Below are 22,095 nucleotides of genomic sequence, written 5' to 3'. Positions count from 1 at the left end.
CATGGCCCGCAAACTCAAGGCCGCCATCATCGGCAGCGGCAACATCGGCACCGACTTGATGATCAAGATCCTGCGCCACGGCCAGAACATCGAAATGGGCGCCATGGTCGGCATCGACCCAGCGTCTGATGGCCTGGCCCGCGCCGCCCGTATGGGTGTGGCCACCACGCACGAGGGCGTGGAAGGCCTCACGCGCCTGGATGTGTTCAAAGACATCGACTTCGTGTTCGACGCCACCAGCGCCGGCGCCCACGTCAAGAACGATGCCTTCCTGCGCACGCTCAAGCCCGGCATCCGCATGATTGACCTCACGCCCGCTGCCATCGGCCCCTACTGCATCCCTGTGGTGAACGGCGAAGACCACCTCGATGCGCTCAACGTGAACATGGTCACCTGCGGCGGCCAGGCCACCATCCCCATGGTGGCTGCGGTGTCGCGCGTTGCCAAGGTGCATTACGGCGAAATCGTCGCCTCCATCTCCAGCAAAAGCGCCGGCCCCGGCACCCGCGCCAACATTGACGAGTTCACCGAAACCACCTCCAAAGCCATTGAAGTGGTGGGCGGCGCCGCCAAAGGCAAAGCCATCATCGTGCTCAACCCCGCCGAGCCCCCGCTCATCATGCGCGACACGGTGTACACCCTGAGCGACTTCGCTTCGGAAGACGCCATTGCCGAATCGGTCGAGCGCATGGCCGCCGACGTGCAGGCCTACGTGCCCGGCTACCGCCTCAAGCAAAAGGTGCAGTTCGATCGCATCGAAGCCAGCCACCCCATCAACATCCCCGGCGTGGGCCCGCGCATGAGCGGCCTCAAGACTTCCATCTTCCTGGAAGTCGAAGGCGCAGCCCACTACCTGCCCGCCTACGCCGGCAACCTGGACATCATGACCAGCGCCGGCCTGCGCACCGCAGAGCACATGGCCACCCGCATGCTGGCTGCCTAAGGAGAAGCACCATGGACAAAAAAATCTACATCTCCGACGTGACCCTGCGCGACGGCAGCCACGCCATCCGCCACCAGTACAGCGTTGAACAAGCCAAGCAAATCGCCAAGGCGCTGGACGATGCCAAAGTCGATTCCATTGAAGTCGCCCACGGCGACGGCCTGCAAGGCGGCAGCTTTAACTACGGCTTTGGCGCGCACACCGACATCGAGTGGATTGAGGCCGTGGCCAGCGTCGTCAAGCACGCCAAGATCGCCACGCTGCTGCTGCCCGGCATCGGCACCGTGCACGACCTGAAAGCCGCCTACGACGCCGGCGCGCGCATCGTGCGCGTGGCCACGCATTGCACCGAGGCCGACATCAGCCGCCAGCACATCGAATACGCCCGCCACCTGGGCATGGAAGCCGTGGGCTTCTTGATGATGAGCCACATGCAAACCCCCAAGGGCCTGGCCGAACAAGCCAAGCTCATGGAAAGCTACGGCGCCACCGTGTGCTATGTGGTGGACTCGGGAGGTGCACTCAGCATGAACGATGTGCGCGACCGCTTCCGCGCCTTCAAGGACACGCTCAAGCCCGAAACCCAGACCGGCATGCACGCCCACCACAACTTGAGCCTGGGCGTGGCCAACAGCATCGTGGCCGTGGAAGAAGGCTGCGACCGCGTGGACGCCAGCCTGGCCGGCATGGGCGCGGGCGCTGGCAATGCGCCGCTGGAAGTGTTCATTGCCGCCGCCGACCGCATGGGCTGGAACCACGGCACCGACCTGTACAAGCTGATGGACGCTGCCGACGACATCGTGCGCCCCCTGCAAGACCGTCCCGTGCGCGTGGACCGCGAAACCCTGGCGCTGGGCTACGCCGGCGTGTACAGCAGCTTCCTGCGCCACAGCGAAGTGGCCGCCAAGAAGTACGGCCTCAAGGCCGTGGACATTCTGGTCGAGCTGGGCAAGCGCCGCATGGTGGGCGGCCAGGAAGACATGATCGTGGACGTGGCGCTCGATTTGCTCAAGGCCAAAGAGCATGAGCGCATCCACGCCCAGCCGGTTTCCAGCGAAGCGGGATGACATCCTCAAGGAGCACGCGTGAAACAAGGACGCATTTTTCTGTGGGTGCTGGGTCTTTTTTACCTGGCGAACCTGCTGGGCACGCTGCCGTTTGCCTCGGCCTCGCTGTTCAGCCAGATGTACCCCGGCTTCGTTCCTGACGCAGCCACACCCGCCTTTCGGCTGCTCAGTGACGCCTGGGCCGTCGTGGGCCTGCAGCTCGGCGCGATCGGCATCGTGGCCTTGTGGGGGGCGCGCGACCCGCAGCGCTACCTGGCCGTGTTCGACATCGTCATCGCCACCGAGGTGGTCGATGGCTTGTGGGATTTTTACAGCATCACCTGGAGCCACCTGGCGACGGCATTCGGGTTGACGACTCTGGTGATCCATCCCGCGTGGATCATTTGGGCCCTGTGCGCCAAACGTGCAGTGTTGAAGGCGGCCCGGTGATGGCACGCGCATACCGGACCTTTTTAATGTGGGCAGATTGGATACTGTAGGAGACATACATCATGGGAATACATTCGGAACGCGAAGTGCAAGCCGTGCCGCTGACGTTCAAGCGTCGCTGGACGGACGAAGCCATCCGCGCACTGGTCGATCAAGACAAGGGCTTGCTCGACCCGCGCATCTACGCAGACCAGGATCTCTACGAGATTGAGCTCGAGCGCGTCTTTGCGCGCTCTTGGCTGCTGCTCGGGCATGAAGCCCACATCCCCAAGACCGGGGACTACCTGACCACCTACATGGGCGAAGACCCTGTGATCATGGTGCGGCAAAAGGACGGAAGCATCAAAGTCTTCCTGAACCAGTGCCGCCACCGTGGCATGCGCATTTGCCGCTCCGACGCGGGCAATGCCAAGGCCTTCACCTGCACCTACCACGGCTGGGCGTATGACATCGCCGGCAACCTGGTCAACGTGCCCTACGAAAAAGAGGCTTTCTGCGATCAAAAAGAAGGCGACTGCGGCTTCGACAAAGCCGACTGGGGCCCGCTGCAAGCGCGCGTGGAAACCTACAAGGGCCTGATCTTCGCGAACTGGGACGCCGAGGCCCCTGACCTCAAGACCTACCTGAGCGACGCCATGCCCTACATGGACGTGATGCTCGACCGCACCGAAGCCGGCACCACCGTCGTCGGCGGCATGCAAAAGTGGGTCATCCCCTGCAACTGGAAGTTTGCCGCCGAGCAATTCTGCAGCGACATGTACCACGCCGGCACGATGTCGCACGTGTCGGGAGTCTTGGCCAGCCTGCCGCCCAATATGGAATTGACGGATGTTCAAATGCCGAAGAACGGGGCGCAATTCCGCGCGGCTTGGGGTGGGCATGGCACCGGCTGGTACATCAACGATCCCGACATTCTGATGGCCGTCATGGGCCCCAAGATCACCCAATTTTGGACCGAAGGTCCGGCTGCAGAAAAAGCCGCCAAGCGCCTGAACCAGATGCCGACGCAAACCATGTTCGGCCAGCACATGACAGTGTTCCCGACCTGTTCATTCCTGCCAGGCATCAACACCATCCGCACGTGGCACCCGCGTGGCCCCAATGAAGTGGAAGTGTGGGCCTTCGTGGTCGTCGATGCAGACGCGCCCGAGGACATCAAGGAAGAGTTTCGCCGCCAGAACATCCGCACTTTCAGTGCTGGCGGTACCTTTGAGCAGGACGATGGTGAGAACTGGGTCGAAATCCAGCGTGGGCTCCGTGGCCACAAGGCCAAGAGCGCTCCCCTTTGTGCGCATATGGGCATCAACGTGCCCAACAAGAGCAACCCGGATTTCCCAGGCAAGACAGCTTACGTCTACGCCGAAGAAGCAGCTCGAGGCATGTACCACCACTGGGCGCGCATGATGTCCGAGCCAAGCTGGGACACGCTCAAGCCCTGAGTCCACGAAAAATCCTTCAAGGAGATACCACATGACAGCTGTCGCCATGGCCCAGAGTACGGCCGAACTGATCAAGGAATTTGCGTGGTCCGCCCAGCCCGTAAGTCCACAACTGCAACATGAGGTTGAACAGTTTTATTACCGCGAAGCCCAGTTGCTGGACCACCACAACTTCGCAGCCTGGTTCGAGTTGCTCGAACAGGACATTCACTACTGGATGCCCATCCGCACCACGCTTCATAAGCGCGACAGCCACAAGGAATACGTTCCTGCCGGCTCACATGCACACTTCGACGAAGACTACGACATGATGCGCGGTCGCATTCGCCAGCGCACCTCCGACCTGAACTGGGCCGAAGAGCCGCTGTCGCGTACCCGGCATATCGTCTCGAACGTGATCGTGCGCGAAACCGACACGCCCGGCACGCTCGAAGTGGCCTCCGCCTTTTTGCTCTACCGCAACCGCAATGAGCGGCAAATGGACATTTTTGCGGGCGAACGCCGCGACGTGCTGCGCCGCGCCAACAACGGCCTGGGCTTCAAGATTGCGCGCCGCACCATCCTGATCGACCAGAGCACGATTCTGGCGAACAACCTCAGCGTGTTTTTCTGAGCGGAGGAACCAGCATGATGGCGTTTACCAAAGCCTGCAGCGTGGACGATGTTCCGCCCGGAGAAGCCTTGCAAGTCAGTCATGACGCGCAAAAGGTGGCGATTTTCAATGTCGAGGGTGAGTTTTTTGCCACGCAGGATCAGTGCACCCACGGAGAGTGGTCGCTGGCCGAAGGTGGTTACCTCGACGGCGATGTCGTGGAGTGCTCCCTGCACATGGGAAAGTTTTGTGTGCGTACAGGCAAGGTCAAATCGCCCCCGCCCTGCGAGCCTTTGAAGGTCTATCCGATCCGCATAGAAGGGCAGGACGTGCTGGTCAATTTTTCCGCAGCCGCGCTGCATACCTGAACCAAAAGCGAGAACAACATGCAACTCACCAATGAAGTAGCCCTGGTCACCGGCGGCGGCTCGGGCCTGGGCCGCGCCATCGTGGACCGCTTCGTCGCCGAAGGCGCGCGCGTGGCCGTGCTCGACAAGTCGGCCGCCAGGCTCCAGGAGTTGAAGGCCGCGCACGGCGCCAAGGTGCTTGGCATCGAAGGCGATGTGCGCGTGCTGGCCGACCACCAGAAGGCCGCGCGCGAATGCGTTGCTGCCTTCGGCAAGATCGACTGCCTGATCCCCAACGCGGGCATCTGGGACTATTCGATGCCACTGGTCGACATCCCCGACGACAAGATCGATGCCGCCTTCGACGAGGTGTTCCACATCAACGTCAAAGGCTATCTGCTGGCCGTCAAGGCCTGCCTGCCCGCGCTGGTGCAAAGCCGCGGCAGCGTGGTCTTCACGATCTCGAACGCCGGCTTCTACCCCAATGGCGGCGGCCCGCTCTACACCGCCACCAAACATGCCGTCGTGGGCATGGTGCGCGAACTCGCTTTCGAACTGGCCCCGCACGTGCGCGTCAACGGTGTGGCGCCCGGCGGCATGAGCACCGACCTGCGTGGCCCGGCCTCGCTGGGCATGGCCAACCAGGCCATCTCCAGCGTGCCGCTGGGCGACATGCTGGCCTCGGTGCTGCCGGTGGGCCGCATGCCCGTGGCCGCGGAATACACCGGGGCCTATGTGTTCTTTGCCACGCGCGGCGACACCTTCCCCACCACGGGCGCTCTGCTGAACCATGACGGTGGCATGGGCGTGCGCGGCTTTTTCGATGCTGCTGGCGGCAAAGACCTGCCGCAGAAACTGCAGCTTTCATAACCAAGGAGAAGACATGAGCATCGAACGTTTGGGCTACCTCGGCTTCGCCGTCCAGGATGTACCCGCCTGGGACCAATTTCTGACCAAGAGCGTGGGTTTGATGGCTTCGGGTTCGGCTGGCGACGCTTCGCTGTACCGGGCCGATCAGCGTGCTTGGCGCATCGCCGTGCAGCCGGGCGAACTCGACGACCTGGCCTACGCAGGCTTGGAAGTGGATGGCGCCGCCGCGCTCGAGCGCATGGCCGACAAGCTGCGCCAGGCAGGGGTGGCCTTCACCCGCGGTGACGAAGCGCTCATGCAGCATCGCAAAGTCATGGGCCTGTTGTGCCTGCAAGACCCGTACGGTCTGTCGCTTGAGATTTACTACGGCCCGGCAGAAACCTTCGACCAGCCCTTCCTGCCCAGCGCTCCCGTGTCGGGCTTCGTCACGGGCGACCAGGGCATCGGGCATTTCGTGCGCTGCGTCCCCGACACCGCCAAGGCGATGGAGTTCTACACCGAAGTGCTGGGCTTTGTGCTGTCCGACATCATCGACATCCAGATGGGGCCGGAAATGAGCGTGCCCGCGCACTTCCTGCACTGCAATGGGCGCCACCACACGATCGCCCTGGCTGCCTTCCCAATCCCCAAGCGCATCCACCATTTCATGCTGCAAGCCAACACCATCGATGACGTGGGCTATGCCTTCGATCGGCTGGACGCGGCCGGGCGCATCACTTCCCTGCTCGGGCGTCACACCAACGACCATACGATCTCCTTCTATGCCGACACGCCGTCGCCCATGATCGAAGTCGAGTTCGGCTGGGGACCGCGCACGGTGGATTCCTCCTGGACGGTGGTGCGCCACAACCGCACCGCCATGTGGGGTCACAAGTCGGTACGCGGCCAGCGCTGAGCCGCGTCATTCATCTAGTTTTTTCAGGAAATTCCCATGTCAGAACTCAACGAAAGCACGACGAGCAAATTCGTCACCATCAACGAAAAAGGCCTCTCCAACTTCCGCATTCACCTCAACGATGCAGGCGAGGGCGAAGCGGTAATCATGCTGCACGGAGGCGGACCGGGAGCGGGGGGGTGGAGCAACTACTACCGCAACATCGGCCCCTTCGTCAAGGCCGGTTACCGCGTGATCCTTCAGGACGCGCCGGGCTTCAACAAGTCCGACACCGTCGTGATGGACGAGCAGCGCGGCTTAGTCAACGCGCGCTCGGTCAAAGGGATGATGGATGTACTGGGCATCGAAAAAGCGCACCTCGTGGGAAATTCCATGGGTGGCGCAGGCGCGCTGAACTTTGCTCTTGAATACCCGGAGCGCACCGGCAAGCTCATCCTCATGGGGCCGGGCGGATTGGGCAACAGCCTGTTCACTGCGATGCCCATGGAAGGAATCAAGCTGCTGTTTAAGCTCTACGCCGAGCCTTCGCTCGACACGCTCAAGCAGATGCTCAACGTCTTCCTGTTCGACCAGAGCCTGATCACCGACGAACTGGTGCAAGGACGCTGGGCCAACATCCAGCGCAACCCCGAGCACCTGAAGAACTTCCTCTTGAGCTCGCAAAAGTTGCCACTTTCGTCCTGGGACGTGTCGCCGCGCATGGGCGAGATTAAGGCCAAGACGCTCGTCACCTGGGGGCGTGACGACCGCTTCGTGCCGCTGGACCACGGCCTCAAGCTGGTCGCGAACATGCCGGATGCGCAGTTGCACGTCTTCCCGCGCTGTGGTCACTGGGCGCAATGGGAGCATGCGGACGCCTTCAATCGGCTGACGCTGGACTTCCTAGCCAACGGCTGAGCCCCCATTTCCTTTTTTCCGCACGGAGCAAATCTGTTGGCCGCTTTCCCGCAAGGGAAATGGGCCGCTGCTTTGCTCTAGAAAAGTTAGATAGTCCATTTAACAGAACATAAGGAGACAACCCGTGAAACGCTTTTTCCGCACCCTGCTTCCGTTGGTCTGCGCCGCAGTGGTCAGCAACGCCCACGCACAAACAGCACCGAGCGCACCAACTTCGCCCTGGTCACTGGCGCTGGGCGCTGTGAACTTTAACTTCAACACCAAGGCCGACCTGTATGCCGGCGGGCCCGTCCCGGGGGCTGGCGTAAACGCCAGCGACGACACCGTACTAGGCCTGGAAATCGCTTATTCCCTTAACCCCAACTGGACGGCCAGGCTGGACATCGGCACGCCCGTCAAGACAGACCTGTCCGGCACTGGCAACCTCGGGACTTTGGGGCGTCTCGGTGGCGTAAAAGGTGGGCCGGCAATTCTGACACTCAGCTACTCGCCGGGCATGTGGGGCCCTATCCGCCCATTCTTCGGCGGCGGTATAAGCTACCTCAAGGTATTCAGCACCAGCGAGGGCGCACTGCAAAACCTCAAGGTGGACAACAACTTTGGCGGCGCCTTCATCGTCGGTGCCGACTGGCCTTTGGCTGACGGCTACAGCCTCTCCTTCACGCTGCAGAAGGTCTACCTCAAGACCACGGCCAGTGGCACCATGGGCGGCGTACCGGTCACGGCCAATGTGCGTCTGGACCCGCTGGTGAGCTTCCTGGCTGTGCGCAAGCAATTCTGATTCTGGCCCGGACAGCGATTTTTGCTGAACTGCAATGCAAGCGGCTCGATAATGTACGGTAATCGTTCGGCGTACAGTGACACGCATGCAAAGTGATGCGGCCGGGCAATTTGCTGCTGAATTGGGCCGCCCCTTTTTCCTTTGATTAGTCGAGCCACTGCATGATGCCCCAAGAAGCAATGAAAGCCCCTGTCGTCGTCCTCGGTGCCGGTTTGGCCGCCGTCTCTTTTGCTAGTGAACTGCGCCAGGCCGGCTACCAGGGGCCGCTCACCGTGGTCGGCGACGAGGCCGAGCCGCCCTACGATCGTCCGCCCTTGTCCAAAGACTTCATGGGCCATGGCGACGCCGAGAAAATCCGCCTCGACTGCATGCGCGCGCCCGAGGTCGAATGGCTGTTGGGCGTGGCGGCGCAGTCGTTCGACCCGCAGGCACACACGGTGACGCTGTCGGACGGGCGCACGCTGCCCTACGGCACGCTGGTGCTCGCCACGGGCGCAACCCCGCGCACGCTGCCGGCCTTGCAGAGCGCGCCCATGCCCGTGCACACGCTGCGCACACTCGAAGACGCGCGGCGCATCCAGGCCGGTTTGCGCCCGCAGGCGCGGCTTTTGATCGTGGGCGGCGGCGTGATCGGGCTCGAACTTGCGGCCACGGCGCGCGCAGCGGGTGTCAACGTGACTCTGGTCGAAACCCAGCCGCGCCTCATGGGCCGCGCTGCCTCCCCCACGCTCTCGGACTTCGTGGCGCGCTACCACGCAGCGCAGGGGGTGGACTTGCGCTTCGGCCGCAGCGTCACGGGCTTTGCCGAGGGCGCCGTGCTGCTCGACGACGGCACGCGCATCGCAGCCGACATGGTGGTCGTGGGCATAGGCGTGGTGACCAACGATGCGCTCGCGCGCGCGGCCGGGCTGGCCTGTGACGACGGCATCTTCGTCGATGCCTATGGGCGCACCACCTGCCCCGATGTCTATGCCATAGGCGACGTGACGCGCCAGCGCAACCCTTTGAGCGGGCGCTTCGAGCGCATCGAAACCTGGTCGAACGCGCAAAACCAGGCCATCGCGGTGGCGCGCCACCTGGCCGATCCGGCCGCGCCCGCGTATGCGGAGTTGCCGTGGTACTGGTCCGACCAGGGCGCGCTGCGCATCCAGGTGGCGGGGCTCGCAAGCGGCGGCGAGGAAATCGTGCGCGGCGAGCTTTCCACTGAATCGCCCAAGTTCACGCTGATCGAGCTGCAAAAGGGCCGCATCGTGGGCGCCACCTGCGTGAACAACGCGCGCGACTTCGCGCCGTTGCGCCGGCTGCTTGCGGCCGGCGCGCAGCCCGACCGCGCCGCGCTCGCCGACCCGGCCACCGATTTGCGCAAGCTCGCTGCCGCCGTCGGCACGTGAATGCCTGCGTATGACGTGCTCATAGCTCGGCGTATCAAGAGTGCACATGCCCCGCAGTCGCAATCTCGTGTGTCCATGCGCGCTTCGATCGTTGGCAATTTGAGTGCAAAGCAGAAGAAATCGAAAGCTGGGGCCAGATGGAGGACGGACGGAGTGGCTGGTGGCAGTGCTCCGATAAGAGTTCGTGACAGGGTGCATGAACAGGTGGCGTACCTCTGCTGCCGCATTCCTTGTACCCTCCAAATGGGAGCTTTATGCATGGAACTGCGACACCTGCGATACTTTTTGGCTGTTGCTGAAGAACTTCATTTTGCACGCGCGGCCGAGCGGCTTCATATGGAGCAGTCGCCGTTGTCGCGAGCCATCAAAGAGCTTGAAGAAGAACTGGGCGTGGTGCTATTTGCGCGTACCACGCGTAGCACACAACTGACCCGTGCAGGCAAGCTGTTTTTGGAGCACGTGCGCCGAGTTTTTGCGGCCCTAGAACAAGCGCGTGAGAGCGTGAACGCTGCGGCCAATGGATTTCATGGTCAACTGCGCGTGGCTTTATCCGACGGCATTACGCCGTCGCGCCTTCCCGCTTTACTAGCCCTCTGCCGACAGGAAGAACCCGAGGTCCAGATCCGCTTCTTCGAGGTGCCGCTGTCGCAGCAGATTAAAGGTTTGCATGACGATCTGTACGACGTGGGATTTGCGCAGTTCGAAGACGTAGGTGATGGCATCGTCACCATACCCGCCTGGAGCGATGCGCTCATGGTTGCGGTTCCAGCACGGCATCCGCTGCTGGCTCACAAGCGCATTCCTCTGGACGAGCTACTGCGCTACCCGCTGGTCTTGTGCGATCCGCAAGTTTGCGAAGGTCATGCCAGGCATGTCGAGCGAGTGTTGCGTCGTTCCGACGTGGAGCCGTTGGTCGCGGAGCGGGTTGCGTCCTGTGACCTGATGATGGCGCTGGTGTCGGCGGGTTTCGCGCTCGGACTCACTGGTGCAGCACACATTGCAGCCAGCAACGAAGCCGGCGTTGTGTCCCGGCCGCTGGCATCACGTGTACCGCCGCTGACGACCTACCTGCTGCACCTTGGGGGCGATCTATCTGATGTGATGATGCGCTTTATTGAACGTGTTCAGGCCATTGAATCGCCCGATTCACCCAGGCCCATGCGGGGCCACAACCCAGGCCCCCCCGGAGGAACTGATGCCATGAAAACTCATCCTGCCCGTGCTGGTGGCCGCATTGACCGCATGTGACCAATCTGAGGCAGCTCAGAAAAAAGTCGCTGACCCGGAGGCAAAAATTCCGATGGTGGTAGAGCTGGCAGCCAACCCGGAACGACTCAATAAGCTGCGACATCAATGCAAGACTGAACGCTCCAAGCTGGGTGAGGTGTTATGCAACCGGGCCGCCGAAGCCACACGCAAGCGGTTCTATGGCGATGTACAAACGCAATACACCATACCGAAAGAGTCACCCAACCTCTGATTATTTGCGAATCGCCTCACCGCTTTAATTCCTCTGCCCAACACGCCGCAACGCACCCGCGCTTGCGGCGTTCTTCTTTGTCTCGCCACCGCGCTCATTCATTCTTTTTGCTCGACCTTTAAGCCCTAAACGGTCTTTGACCGGCACTGACGCAGCGCCGATCCTGATGCCTGCGGCACGTCCTTGTGCCGCTTTTTCCATGAGGAATGAGCGCAGGAGAAATCGGAGGCTAGGTCATGCGAGGGACGAACGTGTTGTTCGGTCAGATCGCCGTCGTATTCGGCATCGTGATCGCCGGCGTGTGGGCAGCCACACAATGGACGGCAGCGGCCCTTTGTTATCAAGTACGCCTTGGCTCGCCCTGGTTTGATTTCCTGGGTACGCCGGTCTACCACCCGTGGCGGTTGTTCGAGTGGTGGTTCTTCTTTGACGCCTACGCGCCCCGTGTTTTCGACATCGGCGGTGCGATTGCTGGCGGCAGCGGCCTTGTCGCCGTGCTGGTCGCCATCGGCATGTCGATCTGGCGTTCGCACCAATCACGCCTCGTCACCACCTACGGCTCGGCACGCTGGGCCAACGCGGAGGACATTCGCAAAGCGGGCCTCACGCAGCCGGCCGGCGTGTTCCTCGGCCAGCACGACCGCCAGTACCTGCGCCACGAAGGCCCGGAACACGTTTTGACCTTCGCGCCCACGCGCTCGGGCAAGGGCGTTGGCCTCGTAGTACCGACGCTTCTTTCATGGCCTGCGTCAGCGGTCATCCATGACATCAAGGGCGAGAACTGGCAAATCACCGCAGGCTGGCGCTCGCGCTTCTCGCATTGCCTGCTGTTCAACCCGACGGATGCGAAGTCGGCGGCCTACAACCCGCTGCTGGAGGTGCGGCGCGGAGCGCATGAAGTGCGCGACGTACAGAACATCGCGGACATCCTGGTCGATCCCGAAGGCGCGCTGGAGCGACGCAACCACTGGGAGAAGACTTCGCACGCGCTGCTGGTCGGCGCCATCCTGCATGTGCTCTATGCGGGCGAGGACAAGACGCTGCGCGGCGTCGCCAACTTCCTCTCCGACCCTGCCTGCCCGTTCGAGCTGACCCTGCACCGGATGATGACCACGCCCCACCTGGGCGATGGCCCGCATCCGGTGGTGGCATCCGCGGCGCGCGAAGTGCTCAACAAGTCGGACAACGAGCGTTCCGGCGTGTTGAGCACCGCCATGTCGTTCCTCGGCCTGTACCGCGATCCCACGGTGGCCGAAGTCACCTCGCGCTGCGACTGGCGCATAGCAGACCTCATTTCCGCCGAGCACCCCGTATCGCTGTACCTGGTGGTGCCGCCTTCGGACATTTCGCGCACCAAACCGCTCATCCGCCTGATCCTGAACCAGATCGGACGGCGGCTCACCGAATCGCTGGATGGAAGCGATGGCATCGAACGCCGCCACAAGCTGCTGCTGATGCTCGACGAGTTCCCGGCCCTGGGCCGGCTCGACTTCTTCGAGACGGCGCTGGCCTTCATGGCGGGCTACGGCATCCGCAGCTTCCTCATCGCGCAGTCGCTCAACCAGATCGACAAAGCCTACGGCCAGAACCATTCGATCCTCGACAACTGCCATGTGCGCGTGACGTTCGCCACGAACGACGAGCGCACGGCCAAGCGCATTTCCGAGACGCTGGGCACCGCGACCGAGCTGCGCGCGCAGCGCAACTACGCGGGCCACCGGCTCGCACCGTGGCTGGGGCACCTGATGGTGTCTCGGCAGGAAACCGCGCGCCCGCTGCTCACGCCGGGCGAAGTCATGCAGCTTCCGCCCGACGAGGCAGTGGTGATGGTGTCCAGCGTCGCGCCGGTCAAGGCCAAGAAGCTGCGCTACTACGCGGACACCAATTTCAAGCGGCGTGTACTGCCGCCCCCCGTCCTGGCGGATACCGGCTATGCCGATGTACCGCCGCTGCGTTCCGACGACTGGAGCGGCCTGGCGATTCCTGCCGTGCCCGCCGCGCCTGCGGCCGATGCAGCCGAAGGCTTCGGTGCTTCGGCCGACGACGGCGGCCCGCGCCGCCAGCCCGAACTTTCCGAAGCCGTCGCCTACGACCCCGAGCTGGCCGCGCCCGCTGCCGACCTGGGCCTGCTCGATGACGACGACGACCTGCCGCTTCCCCTTCCTCGCCAGCTTGATCCGGCCATGCAACGCACGGCCCGGCTGGCTTCCCTCGACCCTAGCGACGGAATCGAGATATGAGCCACTACCGCCTGAACCTCTTTATCCAGCCCGAGCACGCCCAGCGGCTCGATGAACTGGCCGCCAAGAAAGGCGTGTCCAAGTCATCCATCGTCGCAGCAGCGCTCGCATCGTGGCTGTCGCCCGATGCCGCCGACCAGCGCGAGGCAGCAATTGCCAAGCGCCTTGATCGGTTGTCACGCCAGGCCGAACGAATGGAACGCGACCAAAACATCCAGATCGAGACGCTTGCGCTGTTTATCCGCTACTTCCTCACGGTCAGCATGCCGGTTCCCGAGGCGCACCAAGACGCGGCGCGCGCCCAGGGCAAGGCGCGGTTCGAGCAGTTCGTGGAGCAGTTGGGCCGTCACCTGTTGCGCGGGCGCAGCTTGGTGCGCGACGTGGTGGAGGAACTACACCCCGACCCGATGCGGATGGATGACGCGGCGGCAGTTGCCAAAGCGCAGGAGCGTGCCTCATGAGCGCCACTCCCTCGTCATTCGCCACGTCGCTCGACCGCCGCATCCAGATGCTGCGCACGGCGATGGGGCCGCTGATCGCCGCAGCGCTCGAAGACCCGGACGTGGTGGAGGTGATGCTGAATCCTGATCGCACCCTTTGGGTGGATCGGCTTTCCAGTGGACGCGCGCCGATGGGCGTGGAACTGCCCGAGGCGGACGGCGAGCGAATCATCCGCCTGGTCGCGGCTCATGTCGGCGCAGAAGTCCATCGCGGCCAGCCGCTGCTGTCCGCCGAGTTGCCCGAAACGGGTGAACGCTTTGAGGGCATCTTGCCCCCGGCTGCGCCGGGCCCGGCCTTCGCGCTGCGCAAGCGCGCCATCGGTGTGATTCCGTTGGAGCGGTACGTCATCGACGGGATGATGACCAGCGCGCAGGCGGGCTTTCTGGTGCGCGCCGTGCGCGAGCGGCAGAACGTCTTGATCGCCGGGGCCACCAGCAGCGGCAAGACCACGCTCGCCAATGCGTTACTGGCCGAGATTGCCGCCACCGGCGACCGCGTGCTGGTGCTCGAAGACACGGTGGAGCTGCAATGCGCGGCGCGTGACCATGTTCCGCTGCGCACCCGCGCGGGCGTGGTGTCGATGCAGGAACTGGTGCGTTCGTCTATGCGCCTGCGGCCGGATCGCGTCGTCGTCGGCGAGGTACGCGGCGCCGAGGCGCTGGATCTCATCAAGGTGTGGGGCACTGGCCACCCTGGCGGCATCGCCACGATCCATGCCGGCTCCACGTTGGGCGCGCTGCTGCGTCTGGAGCAACTGATTCTCGAAGTGGCGGTGAACCCGCCCCGTGCGCTGATCGCGGAAGCGGTCAATGTGGTGATCCACATCGCCGGGCGCGGACGCAAGCGCCGCATCGAGAGCATCGCCCGCGTCGTCGGCTTCGACGGTGCGGGCTACCGACTGGCGGATGCGATGGACGCGCCGTTTCCCGAGCTGCTGCCGCAGTCCGACCTTTCTTCCTTGTCCCCTGACCACTCTGGAGAACTGCCATGACGCACGTTGATGCTTTCCGTATTTCCGTAAATCCGCTTCCTCGGCCCGCACGGCTGGATGGACTGGCTCGCCCGGCCATGCAAGGCTTGATGCTCGCTGCCTTCATGCTGCTGCTTGCAGGCACCGCGCAGGCCGCCGGCTCCTCGATGCCCTGGGAAGGGCCGCTGCAATCCATCCTCGAATCCATCCAAGGGCCGGTGGCGCGCATCGTCGCGGTCATCATCATCATCGCCACGGGCCTCGCGCTCGCGTTCGGTGACACGTCGGGCGGCTTTCGCAAGCTGATCCAGATCGTGTTTGGCCTGTCCATCGCGTTCGCGGCTTCGAGCTTCTTCCTGTCGTTCTTCAGCTTCTCGGGCGGGGCCGTCGTATGAGCAGCCCGGACACCTTCGCGGCCGGGTTCGAGGTGCCGCTGCATCGCTCGCTCACCGAGCCGATCTTGCTGGGCGGCGCACCGCGCACCGTGGCGATCGCCAATGGCACGTTAGCCGCCGCCGTCGGGCTGGGCATGCAACTGTGGATTCCCGGTGTCGTGCTCTGGATCGTCGGCCATTCGCTGGCGATGTGGGGCGCGCGCGTCGATCCGCAGTTCATGGCCGTGTTCGCGCGGCACATCAAGCACCGCCCGTTGCTGGACGTGTAGGGGAGGACGCCGCGATGCTGAACCTCGCCGAATACCGCCAGCGCCCGGCCTTGCTCGCCGACTGGCTGCCCTGGGCCGGGCTGGTGGCGCAGGGCGTCGTCTTGAACAAGGACGGCAGTTTCCAGCGCACGGCGCGCTTTCGTGGCCCCGACCTCGACAGCGCGACGCAAGGCGAGCTGATCGCCACATCGGCGCGTTTGAACAACGCGCTGCGCCGCTTGGGTTCGGGCTGGGCGCTGTTCATCGAAGCCGAGCGCCGGCCAGCCGCCGACTACCCGCACTCGGAGTTTCCCGAGCCGCTGTCGTGGCTGGTCGATGAAGAACGCCGCGCCGCTTTCGAGGATTCGGGCAACCACTTCGAGAGCGGCTATCACCTGACGCTGGCCTACCTGCCGTCCGAGGAATCCCGTGCCCGCGCCGCGGGCCTGCTGTACGAAAACCGGCCGACCGAAGGCGTGGATTGGCGCGAACGGCTGCACGCATTCGTCGCTGAAACGGATCGCATCTTCGACCTGCTCGATGGCGTGATGCCGGAGATCGCGTGGCTCGATGACAGCCAGATGCTGACCTACCTGCACGCGACCGTCTCGACGCGACGCTACCGCGTCGGCGTTCCCGAAGTTCCGTTCCACATCGACGCACTGCTGACCGACTCCGCGCTGGTCGGCGGCTTGGCGCCGATGCTGGGCGACCAGCACCTGCGCGTAGTGTCGGTGCGGGGCTTCCCGACCTCGACCTGGCCGGGGATTCTGGACGACCTCAACCGCCTGGGCTTTGCGTATCGCTGGAGCACGCGCTTTCTCTGCCTCGACAAAGCCGAGGCGGAAAGAGAACTCGCCCGCCTGCGCCGCCAGTGGTTCGCCAAGCGCAAGAACGTCATCGCGCTGCTACGCGAAACGATCTTCCAGCAGGAAAGCCCGCTGGTCGATACCGACGCCAACAACAAGGCCGCCGACGCCGATGCTGCCTTGCAGGAGCTGGGCAGCGATCAAGTCGCCTTCGGCTACCTGACGGCGACCGTCACCGTCATGGACGCGGACGCCGCCGTGGCCGACGAGAAGCTGCGCATGGTGGAGCGCGTCATACAGGGTCGGGGCTTCGTCACCATCCCCGAAACGCTCAACGCCGTGGATGCGTGGCTGTCCTCGCTCCCCGGCAATGCTTACGCCAACGTGCGCCAGCCCATCGTCTCGACGCTGAATCTGGCGCACATGATGCCGGTGTCGGCGGTATGGGCCGGCCAGGAGCGCAACGATCATTTGGACGGCCCACCGTTGATCGTGACACGTACCGATGGCGCTACGCCGTTCCGGCTGGTGACGCACATCGGCGACGTGGGCCACACGCTGGTCGCAGGCCCGACCGGCATGGGCAAGTCGGTCTTGCTCGCCACGCTGGCGATGCAGTTCCGCCGCTATCGCGGCTCGCGCATCTTCGCCTTCGACATGGGCCGTTCCATGCGGGCCGCCATCCTCGGCCTGGGCGGCGAGCACTACGACCTGGGCACGGATGGCGAAATCGCCTTCCAGCCGCTCGCGCGCATCGACAGTGAGGGCTACCGCACCTGGGCCGCCGAATGGATCGAAGGCCGCTTGCTGCACGAAGGCGTGGCAGTCGGCCCCGACGAGAAGGCGGCTATCTGGTCGGCGCTGGGAAGTCTCGCCGGTGCGCCGGTGGAGCAGCGCACGATGACGGGACTTTCCGTGCTGCTGCAATCGAACACGCTGCGGCAGGCGCTTTCGCCCTATGTGCTGGGTGGCGCCCACGGCAAGCTGCTGGACGCCGACCATGACCGGCTCGGCATGGCCGACGTGCAGTGCTTCGAGATGGAGGAGCTGATGCACAGCAAGGCCGCCGTCATGGCGGTGCTGCATTACCTCTTTGCGCGCTTCGATGAACGCTTCGACGGGGCGCCCACGCTGCTGATCCTCGATGAAGCGTGGCTGTTCCTCGATGACCCGGTGTTTGCCGCGCGTATCCGCCAGTGGCTCAAGACGCTCAGGAAAAAGAACGTCAGCGTCATCTTCGCCACGCAGAGCCTTGCCGACATCAAGGATTCGAGCATCGCGCCCGCGATCATCGAGAGCTGCGCGAGTCGCATCTTCCTGCCGAACCCGCAGGCCACCGAGCCGCAGATTCGCACGATCTACGAGGGCTTCGGCCTCAACAGGCGGCAGATCGAGATCGTCGCCACCGCGCAGCCCAAGCGCGACTACTACTACCAATCGCGCCTCGGCAATCGCCTGTTCGACCTCGACCTGGGGCCGGCGGCGCTGGCCTTCGCGGGCGCGTCCACGCCGCAAGACCAGCGCGACATGGACGCGGTGCTGGCCGACGCCGGCGTGCCCGGCTTCGCGGGCGCCTGGCTGCGCCATCGCGGCCTCGATTGGGCGGCCGACCTGCTGCCCTCGTTCCCCGGCCTCGCGCCGGGTTCCCTCGCTGACCAACCCCTGGAGAACCAGCCATGAAGAAACGTCTCATCGCCGCCGCCATCGCGGCCATGCTTTGCACCGCCACCGCCCATGCGCAATGGGTCGTGATCGACCCCACGAACCTCGTGCAGAACACGCTGACCGCGATCCGCACGCTGGAGCAGATCAACAACCAGATCCAGCAGCTCCAGAACGAAGCGCAGATGCTGATGAACCAGGCGCGCAACCTCGCCAGCCTGCCGTCCAGCGTGGTCGGCCAGTTGCGCGCCAATCTGGCGACCACACAGCGGCTGATCGCCCAGGCCAGAGGACTGGCCTACGACGTGACGAATCTGGATCGGGAGTTCCAGCGCCTGTATCCCGAGCAATATGCCGCCACCGTCAGCGGCAACCAGATGTACCGCGACGCGCAGGAGCGCTGGAAGAACACGCTCAACGGCTTGCAGACCACCATGCAGATGCAGGCCCAGGCGTCGCAGAACCTGAGCGACGACGAAGGCGTGCTGGCCGACCTCGTGGGCAAGAGCCAATCGGCCGTGGGCGCCTTGCAGGCCATGCAAGCCACCAATCAGCTTCTGGCTTTGCAGGCCAAGCAGTCCATCCAAACGCAACGCCTGAGCATCACCCAGGATCGCGCCGCGTCGCTGGAGTTGGCGCGGCAGGCTGCCGCCGTGGAGCGAGGCCGCGAGGTGAACCGGCGTTTCCTGGGTGAAGGTACGCCGTACACGCCGCAGACCGTCGATTTCTACGGCCGGTGACAGGTGTTGCCATGACCCGCGCGCCTGCTTTCTGCGGTCTCGTGCTCTTGCTGGCCGGTTGCGGCCAGCAGGAGGTGCCTTCGGTCGATGCACTCTCGGCCCATCCGGCGCGGCTGCGCTTGCTCAAGGAGCAATGCCGCGCGGGTCAGCTCGACGGCGCGTTATGCGCGCAGGTGGTCAAGGCCGACCTGCGCCGCTTTTTCTCCGGCAAGGCCGGGCCTGATGAGTACCGGACGCTGGCCGAATTGCCGCCGATTCCGGCCAGCTTCGATGAACCCACCGAAGACGGCGAGGCGGTGGCAGCGGCCTTGCCGGGGCAGGAGGACTCGCCATGAATGACATTTCGATCATTGATCGCTTCCTCGATGTGTTCTCGCGCTACATCGACTCGGGCTTCGGCCTGCTGCACGGGGAGGTGGCGTTCCTCACAGCCACGCTGATCGTCATCGACATGACGCTCGCCGGGCTGTTCTGGGCCATGAGCCATGCCAGCGGCCAGGGCGAGGACGTGATCGCCAAGCTGATCCGCAAGGTGCTGTACGTCGGTGCCTTCGCCTACATCATCGGCAACTTCAACACCTTGGCGAGCATCGTGTTCCGCTCGTTCGCCGGGCTGGGCCTGACGGCCAGCGGCTCGACCCTGAGCATGGGTAACTTCTTGCAGCCGGGACGGCTCGCCAAAGTGGGCATCGACGCCGGGGCGCCCATTCTTGAGCAGATCAAGGAGATGGCGGGCTTCCCCGAGGTGTTCATTCACATCATGCCCATCGTCGTGCTGTTCTTCGCATGGATGGTGGTCATCGTCAGCTTCTTCGTGCTGGCGGTGCAGCTTTTCGTGACGCTGATCGAGTTCAAGCTGACCACGCTGGCGGGCTTCGTGCTGGTGCCGTTCGCCCTCTGGAACAAGACGGCATTCCTGGCCGAGAAGGTCTTGGGCAACGTGGTGTCGTCGGGCATCAAGGTGCTGGTACTGGCCGTCATCGTCGGTATCGGCTCGGGGCTGTTCTCCGAGTTCAACATCCCGGCAGGTTCGGAGCCTTCGATCGACCGGGCGCTGGTCATCATGCTGGTCTCGCTGTCCATGCTGGCCCTGGGCATCTTCGGGCCGGGCATTGCGACCGGGCTGGTGTCCGGCGGCCCGCAGCTTGGCGCGGGCGCGATGGCCGGTGCTGCCATCGGCGCAGCCGGAACCGCCGTTGCGGTCGGCGCTGCTGCTACGGGTGTCGGCGGCGCCGTGGCGGCCGGAGCGCGTATGGCGCCCGCAGCCGCCAAAGCAGGGGTCAGTGGCGCCCGTTCGATGGCATCGACCGCCAGCAGCGCCAAGTCGGCCTATCAGGCGGGCTCCGCTTCGGCCGGTGGCGGCCTCCAGGGCGCCGCCGCCGGTGTGGGCAATGTCGCCAAGACTGGCGCGCAGGCAGCCGGGCAGAAGGTGGCCCAAGGCGCACGCTCGATGAAGGAGCGCGTCGCCGCCGCCTTCCGGCCTGATGACGCCGGATCGGCGTCGGGGGACAGTGCCGCACGGGCTGCGAGCGAATCTCCCGTCACAGCCCCATCCACCGCACAACCCGCTTGGGCCAAGCGCCTGCACCGCAGGCAGCAGCTCACCCATGCCGCCACGACCGCCGCCCACACGCTGCGCGGCGGCGACGGCGGCAGCTCCAGCCAGGGGCCAAGCCTGCGTGATTCCGATTCCTGATCTTCAAGGAGAACCCTCATGCGATTCAAAAGACCGCAGGTGCGCTACGCCGATACGCCGCAGCCTGCCACCCCCTACCAATCCGCCGCGCAGGTCTGGGACGACCGTATCGGCTCGGCCCGCGTGCAGGCCAAGAACTGGCGCTTCATGGCCTTTGGCTGCCTCACGTTGGCCGTGCTGATGGCGGGCGGGCTGGTCTGGCGCTCGGCGCAGTCCATCGTCACGCCCTACGTTATCGAGGTGGACAACGCGGGCCAGGTGCGCGCGGTCGGTGAAGCCGCTACGCCGTATCGGCCCAGCGATGCCCAGGTGGCCTATCACCTGGGCCGCTTCATCGGCCTGGTGCGCTCGCTGTCCATCGACCCCATCGTGGTGCGGCAGAACTGGCTGGATGCCTACGACTACACCACTGACAAGGGCGCCGTGGTGCTCAACGAGTACGCCCGCGTGAACGATCCGTTCGCGCGCATCGGCAAGGAGTCGGTGACGGTGCAGATCACCAGCGTGACCCGCGCCAGCGACACGTCTTTCAACGTGCGCTGGACGGAGACGCGCTTTGTCAATGGCGCGCTGGATCGCACCGAACGCTGGAACGCCGTGGTTTCCATCGTGCAGCAGACGCCGCGCACCGAGCAGCGCGTGCGCAAGAACCCTCTGGGTATCTACGTCAACGGGCTGTCGTGGAGCCGCGAACTGGAAGGAAACGAAGGAGCAAAGCCATGAATGATCTTTTCCGTAAATCCGCCTTGCCGATCATGTTGCTTGCCCTCGCGGGCTGCGCCACGCAGGGCAAGCCGCCGCCGTCCATTTCGCTCGATGAGCCGGCGCAGGCGCAGCCGCTGCCGGAGCCGCCTGCGCCTGTGGAAGTGGTGGCCGTGCCGCAGGTGCTGCCGATGCCGGCGCAGATGAAACCTGTGCCGGATGCCAAGCCCACGCCGGAACCCGCCGATGAAACCGTGCGTGTGTCCCGCGCCAACGCCGAGGCGCGCATTGCGCCCACGCGCGAGGGCTACGTCAACGCGATCCAGGTCTGGCCCTTCACCGATGGCGCGCTGTATCAGGTCTATGCGGCCGTCGGCCGTGTGACCGTGGTTTCGCTCCAGCCGGGCGAGGAACTGGTGACGGTGGCCGCCGGCGATACCGTGCGCTGGATCGTGGGCGACACGTCCAGCGGTAGCGGTGCCGACCTGCGCGTGAACGTGCTGGTCAAGCCGATCCGCTCGGGCCTCAAGACCAATCTCGTCATTACCACCAGCCGCAGGACGTACCTGCTGGAGCTGGCTTCGACGGAGAAGACGTGGATGGCGTCCGTGTCCTGGGAGTATCCGCGCGACCGGATGCTGGCGCTACAGCGTCAGGCGCAGGCGGCCAATGCCGCCGCGCCTGTCGATACCGGGCTGGCGCTGGAGAACCTGCGCTTCCGCTACGCGATCAGCGGCAGCAATCCGCCCTGGAAGCCGCTGCGTGCGTTCGATGACGGCGAAAAGGTCTATATCCAGTTTCCGGCGGGCATCGCGCAAGGCGAGCTGCCGCCGCTGTTTGTCATCGGCGCGCAGGGCGACGGGCAACTGGTGAACTACCGCTTCCGCTCGCCGTACTACATCGTGGATCGGCTGTTCGGCGCGGCCGAACTGCGCCTGGGCGGTGACAAGGGCGACGTGGTGCGGATCGAGCGCACGGATGGCGTGGCACGGAGGAACTGA

At 64.4% G+C, this 22,095-nt stretch carries 24 protein-coding genes; all 24 read left to right on the top strand.

Translation table 11 applies throughout. The features are described from left to right. Window position 1 precedes the first annotated feature (1 nt). The 24 genes from O987_RS08080 (at window position 2) to trbG (ending at window position 22,095) form a co-directional block, all read left to right on the top strand. On the top strand, window positions 2–943 hold the full coding sequence (locus O987_RS08080) for an acetaldehyde dehydrogenase (acetylating) (protein ID WP_043371580.1): 942 nt from the start codon (window positions 2–4) through the stop codon (window positions 941–943). Window positions 944–954: 11 nt separating this feature from the next. Beyond that, window positions 955–2,010, top strand: coding sequence for a 4-hydroxy-2-oxovalerate aldolase (dmpG, locus tag O987_RS08075; RefSeq protein ID WP_043371577.1), 1,056 nt, complete (start codon window positions 955–957; stop codon window positions 2,008–2,010). 18 nt (window positions 2,011–2,028) lie between these two features. Continuing rightward, window positions 2,029–2,439: a BphX family protein gene (locus O987_RS08070; RefSeq protein WP_043371573.1), complete on the top strand. Its 411-nt coding sequence runs from the start codon at window positions 2,029–2,031 to the stop codon at window positions 2,437–2,439. A 62-nt stretch (window positions 2,440–2,501) separates the two neighbouring features. Continuing rightward, entirely contained in the window at window positions 2,502–3,878 is a 1,377-nt protein-coding gene (locus O987_RS08065; protein ID WP_043371571.1) for an SRPBCC family protein, read from the top strand. Between the two features lie 31 nt (window positions 3,879–3,909). Next, on the top strand, window positions 3,910–4,491 hold the full coding sequence (locus O987_RS08060; RefSeq protein ID WP_144244909.1) for an aromatic-ring-hydroxylating dioxygenase subunit beta: 582 nt from the start codon (window positions 3,910–3,912) through the stop codon (window positions 4,489–4,491). Between the two features lie 14 nt (window positions 4,492–4,505). Further along, window positions 4,506–4,838 carry a non-heme iron oxygenase ferredoxin subunit gene (locus tag O987_RS08055; RefSeq protein ID WP_419177853.1) on the top strand — a complete coding sequence of 111 codons (333 nt, stop codon included), beginning with the start codon at window positions 4,506–4,508 and terminating at the stop codon, window positions 4,836–4,838. 18 nt (window positions 4,839–4,856) lie between these two features. Next, window positions 4,857–5,687, top strand: a complete 831-nt coding sequence (bphB, locus tag O987_RS08050; RefSeq protein ID WP_043371569.1) for a cis-2,3-dihydrobiphenyl-2,3-diol dehydrogenase — start codon at window positions 4,857–4,859, stop codon at window positions 5,685–5,687. 13 nt (window positions 5,688–5,700) lie between these two features. Continuing rightward, window positions 5,701–6,582: a biphenyl-2,3-diol 1,2-dioxygenase gene (bphC, locus tag O987_RS08045; protein ID WP_043371567.1), complete on the top strand. Its 882-nt coding sequence runs from the start codon at window positions 5,701–5,703 to the stop codon at window positions 6,580–6,582. 36 nt (window positions 6,583–6,618) lie between these two features. Beyond that, on the top strand, window positions 6,619–7,479 hold the full coding sequence (bphD, locus tag O987_RS08040) for a 2-hydroxy-6-oxo-6-phenylhexa-2,4-dienoate hydrolase (protein WP_043371562.1): 861 nt from the start codon (window positions 6,619–6,621) through the stop codon (window positions 7,477–7,479). 124 nt (window positions 7,480–7,603) lie between these two features. Beyond that, window positions 7,604–8,260 carry an OmpW/AlkL family protein gene (locus O987_RS27865; protein WP_235214301.1) on the top strand — a complete coding sequence of 219 codons (657 nt, stop codon included), beginning with the start codon at window positions 7,604–7,606 and terminating at the stop codon, window positions 8,258–8,260. A gap of 161 nt (window positions 8,261–8,421) precedes the next feature. Beyond that, a complete protein-coding gene (locus O987_RS08030; protein WP_043371540.1) occupies window positions 8,422–9,651 on the top strand; it encodes an NAD(P)/FAD-dependent oxidoreductase in 1,230 nt (409 codons plus the stop codon). A 258-nt stretch (window positions 9,652–9,909) separates the two neighbouring features. Then, window positions 9,910–10,899, top strand: coding sequence for a LysR family transcriptional regulator (locus tag O987_RS08025; RefSeq protein WP_051962148.1), 990 nt, complete (start codon window positions 9,910–9,912; stop codon window positions 10,897–10,899). Then, window positions 10,862–11,131: an entry exclusion lipoprotein TrbK gene (locus O987_RS29385; RefSeq protein ID WP_080731479.1), complete on the top strand. Its 270-nt coding sequence runs from the start codon at window positions 10,862–10,864 to the stop codon at window positions 11,129–11,131. Before O987_RS08025 ends, O987_RS29385 begins: the two co-directional genes overlap by 38 nt. Window positions 11,132–11,367: 236 nt before the next feature. Further along, entirely contained in the window at window positions 11,368–13,371 is a 2,004-nt protein-coding gene (locus O987_RS08020) for a conjugal transfer protein TraG (protein WP_043371537.1), read from the top strand. After that, window positions 13,368–13,832, top strand: coding sequence for a CopG family transcriptional regulator (locus O987_RS08015; protein ID WP_043371535.1), 465 nt, complete (start codon window positions 13,368–13,370; stop codon window positions 13,830–13,832). Before O987_RS08020 ends, O987_RS08015 begins: the two co-directional genes overlap by 4 nt. After that, window positions 13,829–14,863: a P-type conjugative transfer ATPase TrbB gene (gene trbB / locus O987_RS08010; protein ID WP_043371532.1), complete on the top strand. Its 1,035-nt coding sequence runs from the start codon at window positions 13,829–13,831 to the stop codon at window positions 14,861–14,863. Before O987_RS08015 ends, trbB begins: the two co-directional genes overlap by 4 nt. Beyond that, a complete protein-coding gene (locus O987_RS08005) occupies window positions 14,860–15,237 on the top strand; it encodes a TrbC/VirB2 family protein (RefSeq protein ID WP_043371530.1) in 378 nt (125 codons plus the stop codon). Before trbB ends, O987_RS08005 begins: the two co-directional genes overlap by 4 nt. Continuing rightward, on the top strand, window positions 15,234–15,506 hold the full coding sequence (locus O987_RS08000; RefSeq protein WP_043371527.1) for a VirB3 family type IV secretion system protein: 273 nt from the start codon (window positions 15,234–15,236) through the stop codon (window positions 15,504–15,506). Before O987_RS08005 ends, O987_RS08000 begins: the two co-directional genes overlap by 4 nt. A gap of 14 nt (window positions 15,507–15,520) precedes the next feature. Then, complete coding sequence (trbE, locus tag O987_RS07995) at window positions 15,521–17,974, top strand: conjugal transfer protein TrbE (protein ID WP_043371525.1); 2,454 nt, start codon at window positions 15,521–15,523, stop codon at window positions 17,972–17,974. Further along, window positions 17,971–18,696 carry a P-type conjugative transfer protein TrbJ gene (gene trbJ, locus O987_RS07990; protein ID WP_009523294.1) on the top strand — a complete coding sequence of 242 codons (726 nt, stop codon included), beginning with the start codon at window positions 17,971–17,973 and terminating at the stop codon, window positions 18,694–18,696. Before trbE ends, trbJ begins: the two co-directional genes overlap by 4 nt. 11 nt (window positions 18,697–18,707) lie before the next feature. After that, on the top strand, window positions 18,708–19,031 hold the full coding sequence (locus O987_RS07985; RefSeq protein ID WP_009523295.1) for an EexN family lipoprotein: 324 nt from the start codon (window positions 18,708–18,710) through the stop codon (window positions 19,029–19,031). After that, the gene (gene trbL, locus O987_RS07980; RefSeq protein ID WP_024537619.1) at window positions 19,028–20,392 is read left to right on the top strand and encodes a P-type conjugative transfer protein TrbL; all 1,365 of its coding nucleotides are present in this window, start codon (window positions 19,028–19,030) and stop codon (window positions 20,390–20,392) included. The genes O987_RS07985 and trbL overlap by 4 nt, the downstream gene beginning before the upstream one ends. An 18-nt stretch (window positions 20,393–20,410) precedes the next feature. Then, on the top strand, window positions 20,411–21,115 hold the full coding sequence (gene trbF / locus O987_RS07975; RefSeq protein ID WP_024537618.1) for a conjugal transfer protein TrbF: 705 nt from the start codon (window positions 20,411–20,413) through the stop codon (window positions 21,113–21,115). Beyond that, window positions 21,112–22,095 (top strand): P-type conjugative transfer protein TrbG, encoded by a 984-nt coding sequence (gene trbG / locus O987_RS07970; RefSeq protein ID WP_043371521.1) that lies wholly within the window; start codon window positions 21,112–21,114, stop codon window positions 22,093–22,095. Before trbF ends, trbG begins: the two co-directional genes overlap by 4 nt.

The sequence above is a fragment of the Comamonas testosteroni TK102 genome (assembly GCF_000739375.1).
Lineage (GTDB): Bacteria > Pseudomonadota > Gammaproteobacteria > Burkholderiales > Burkholderiaceae_C > Comamonas > Comamonas brasiliensis.
This window is presented reverse-complemented; position numbering and strand designations above follow the sequence as displayed.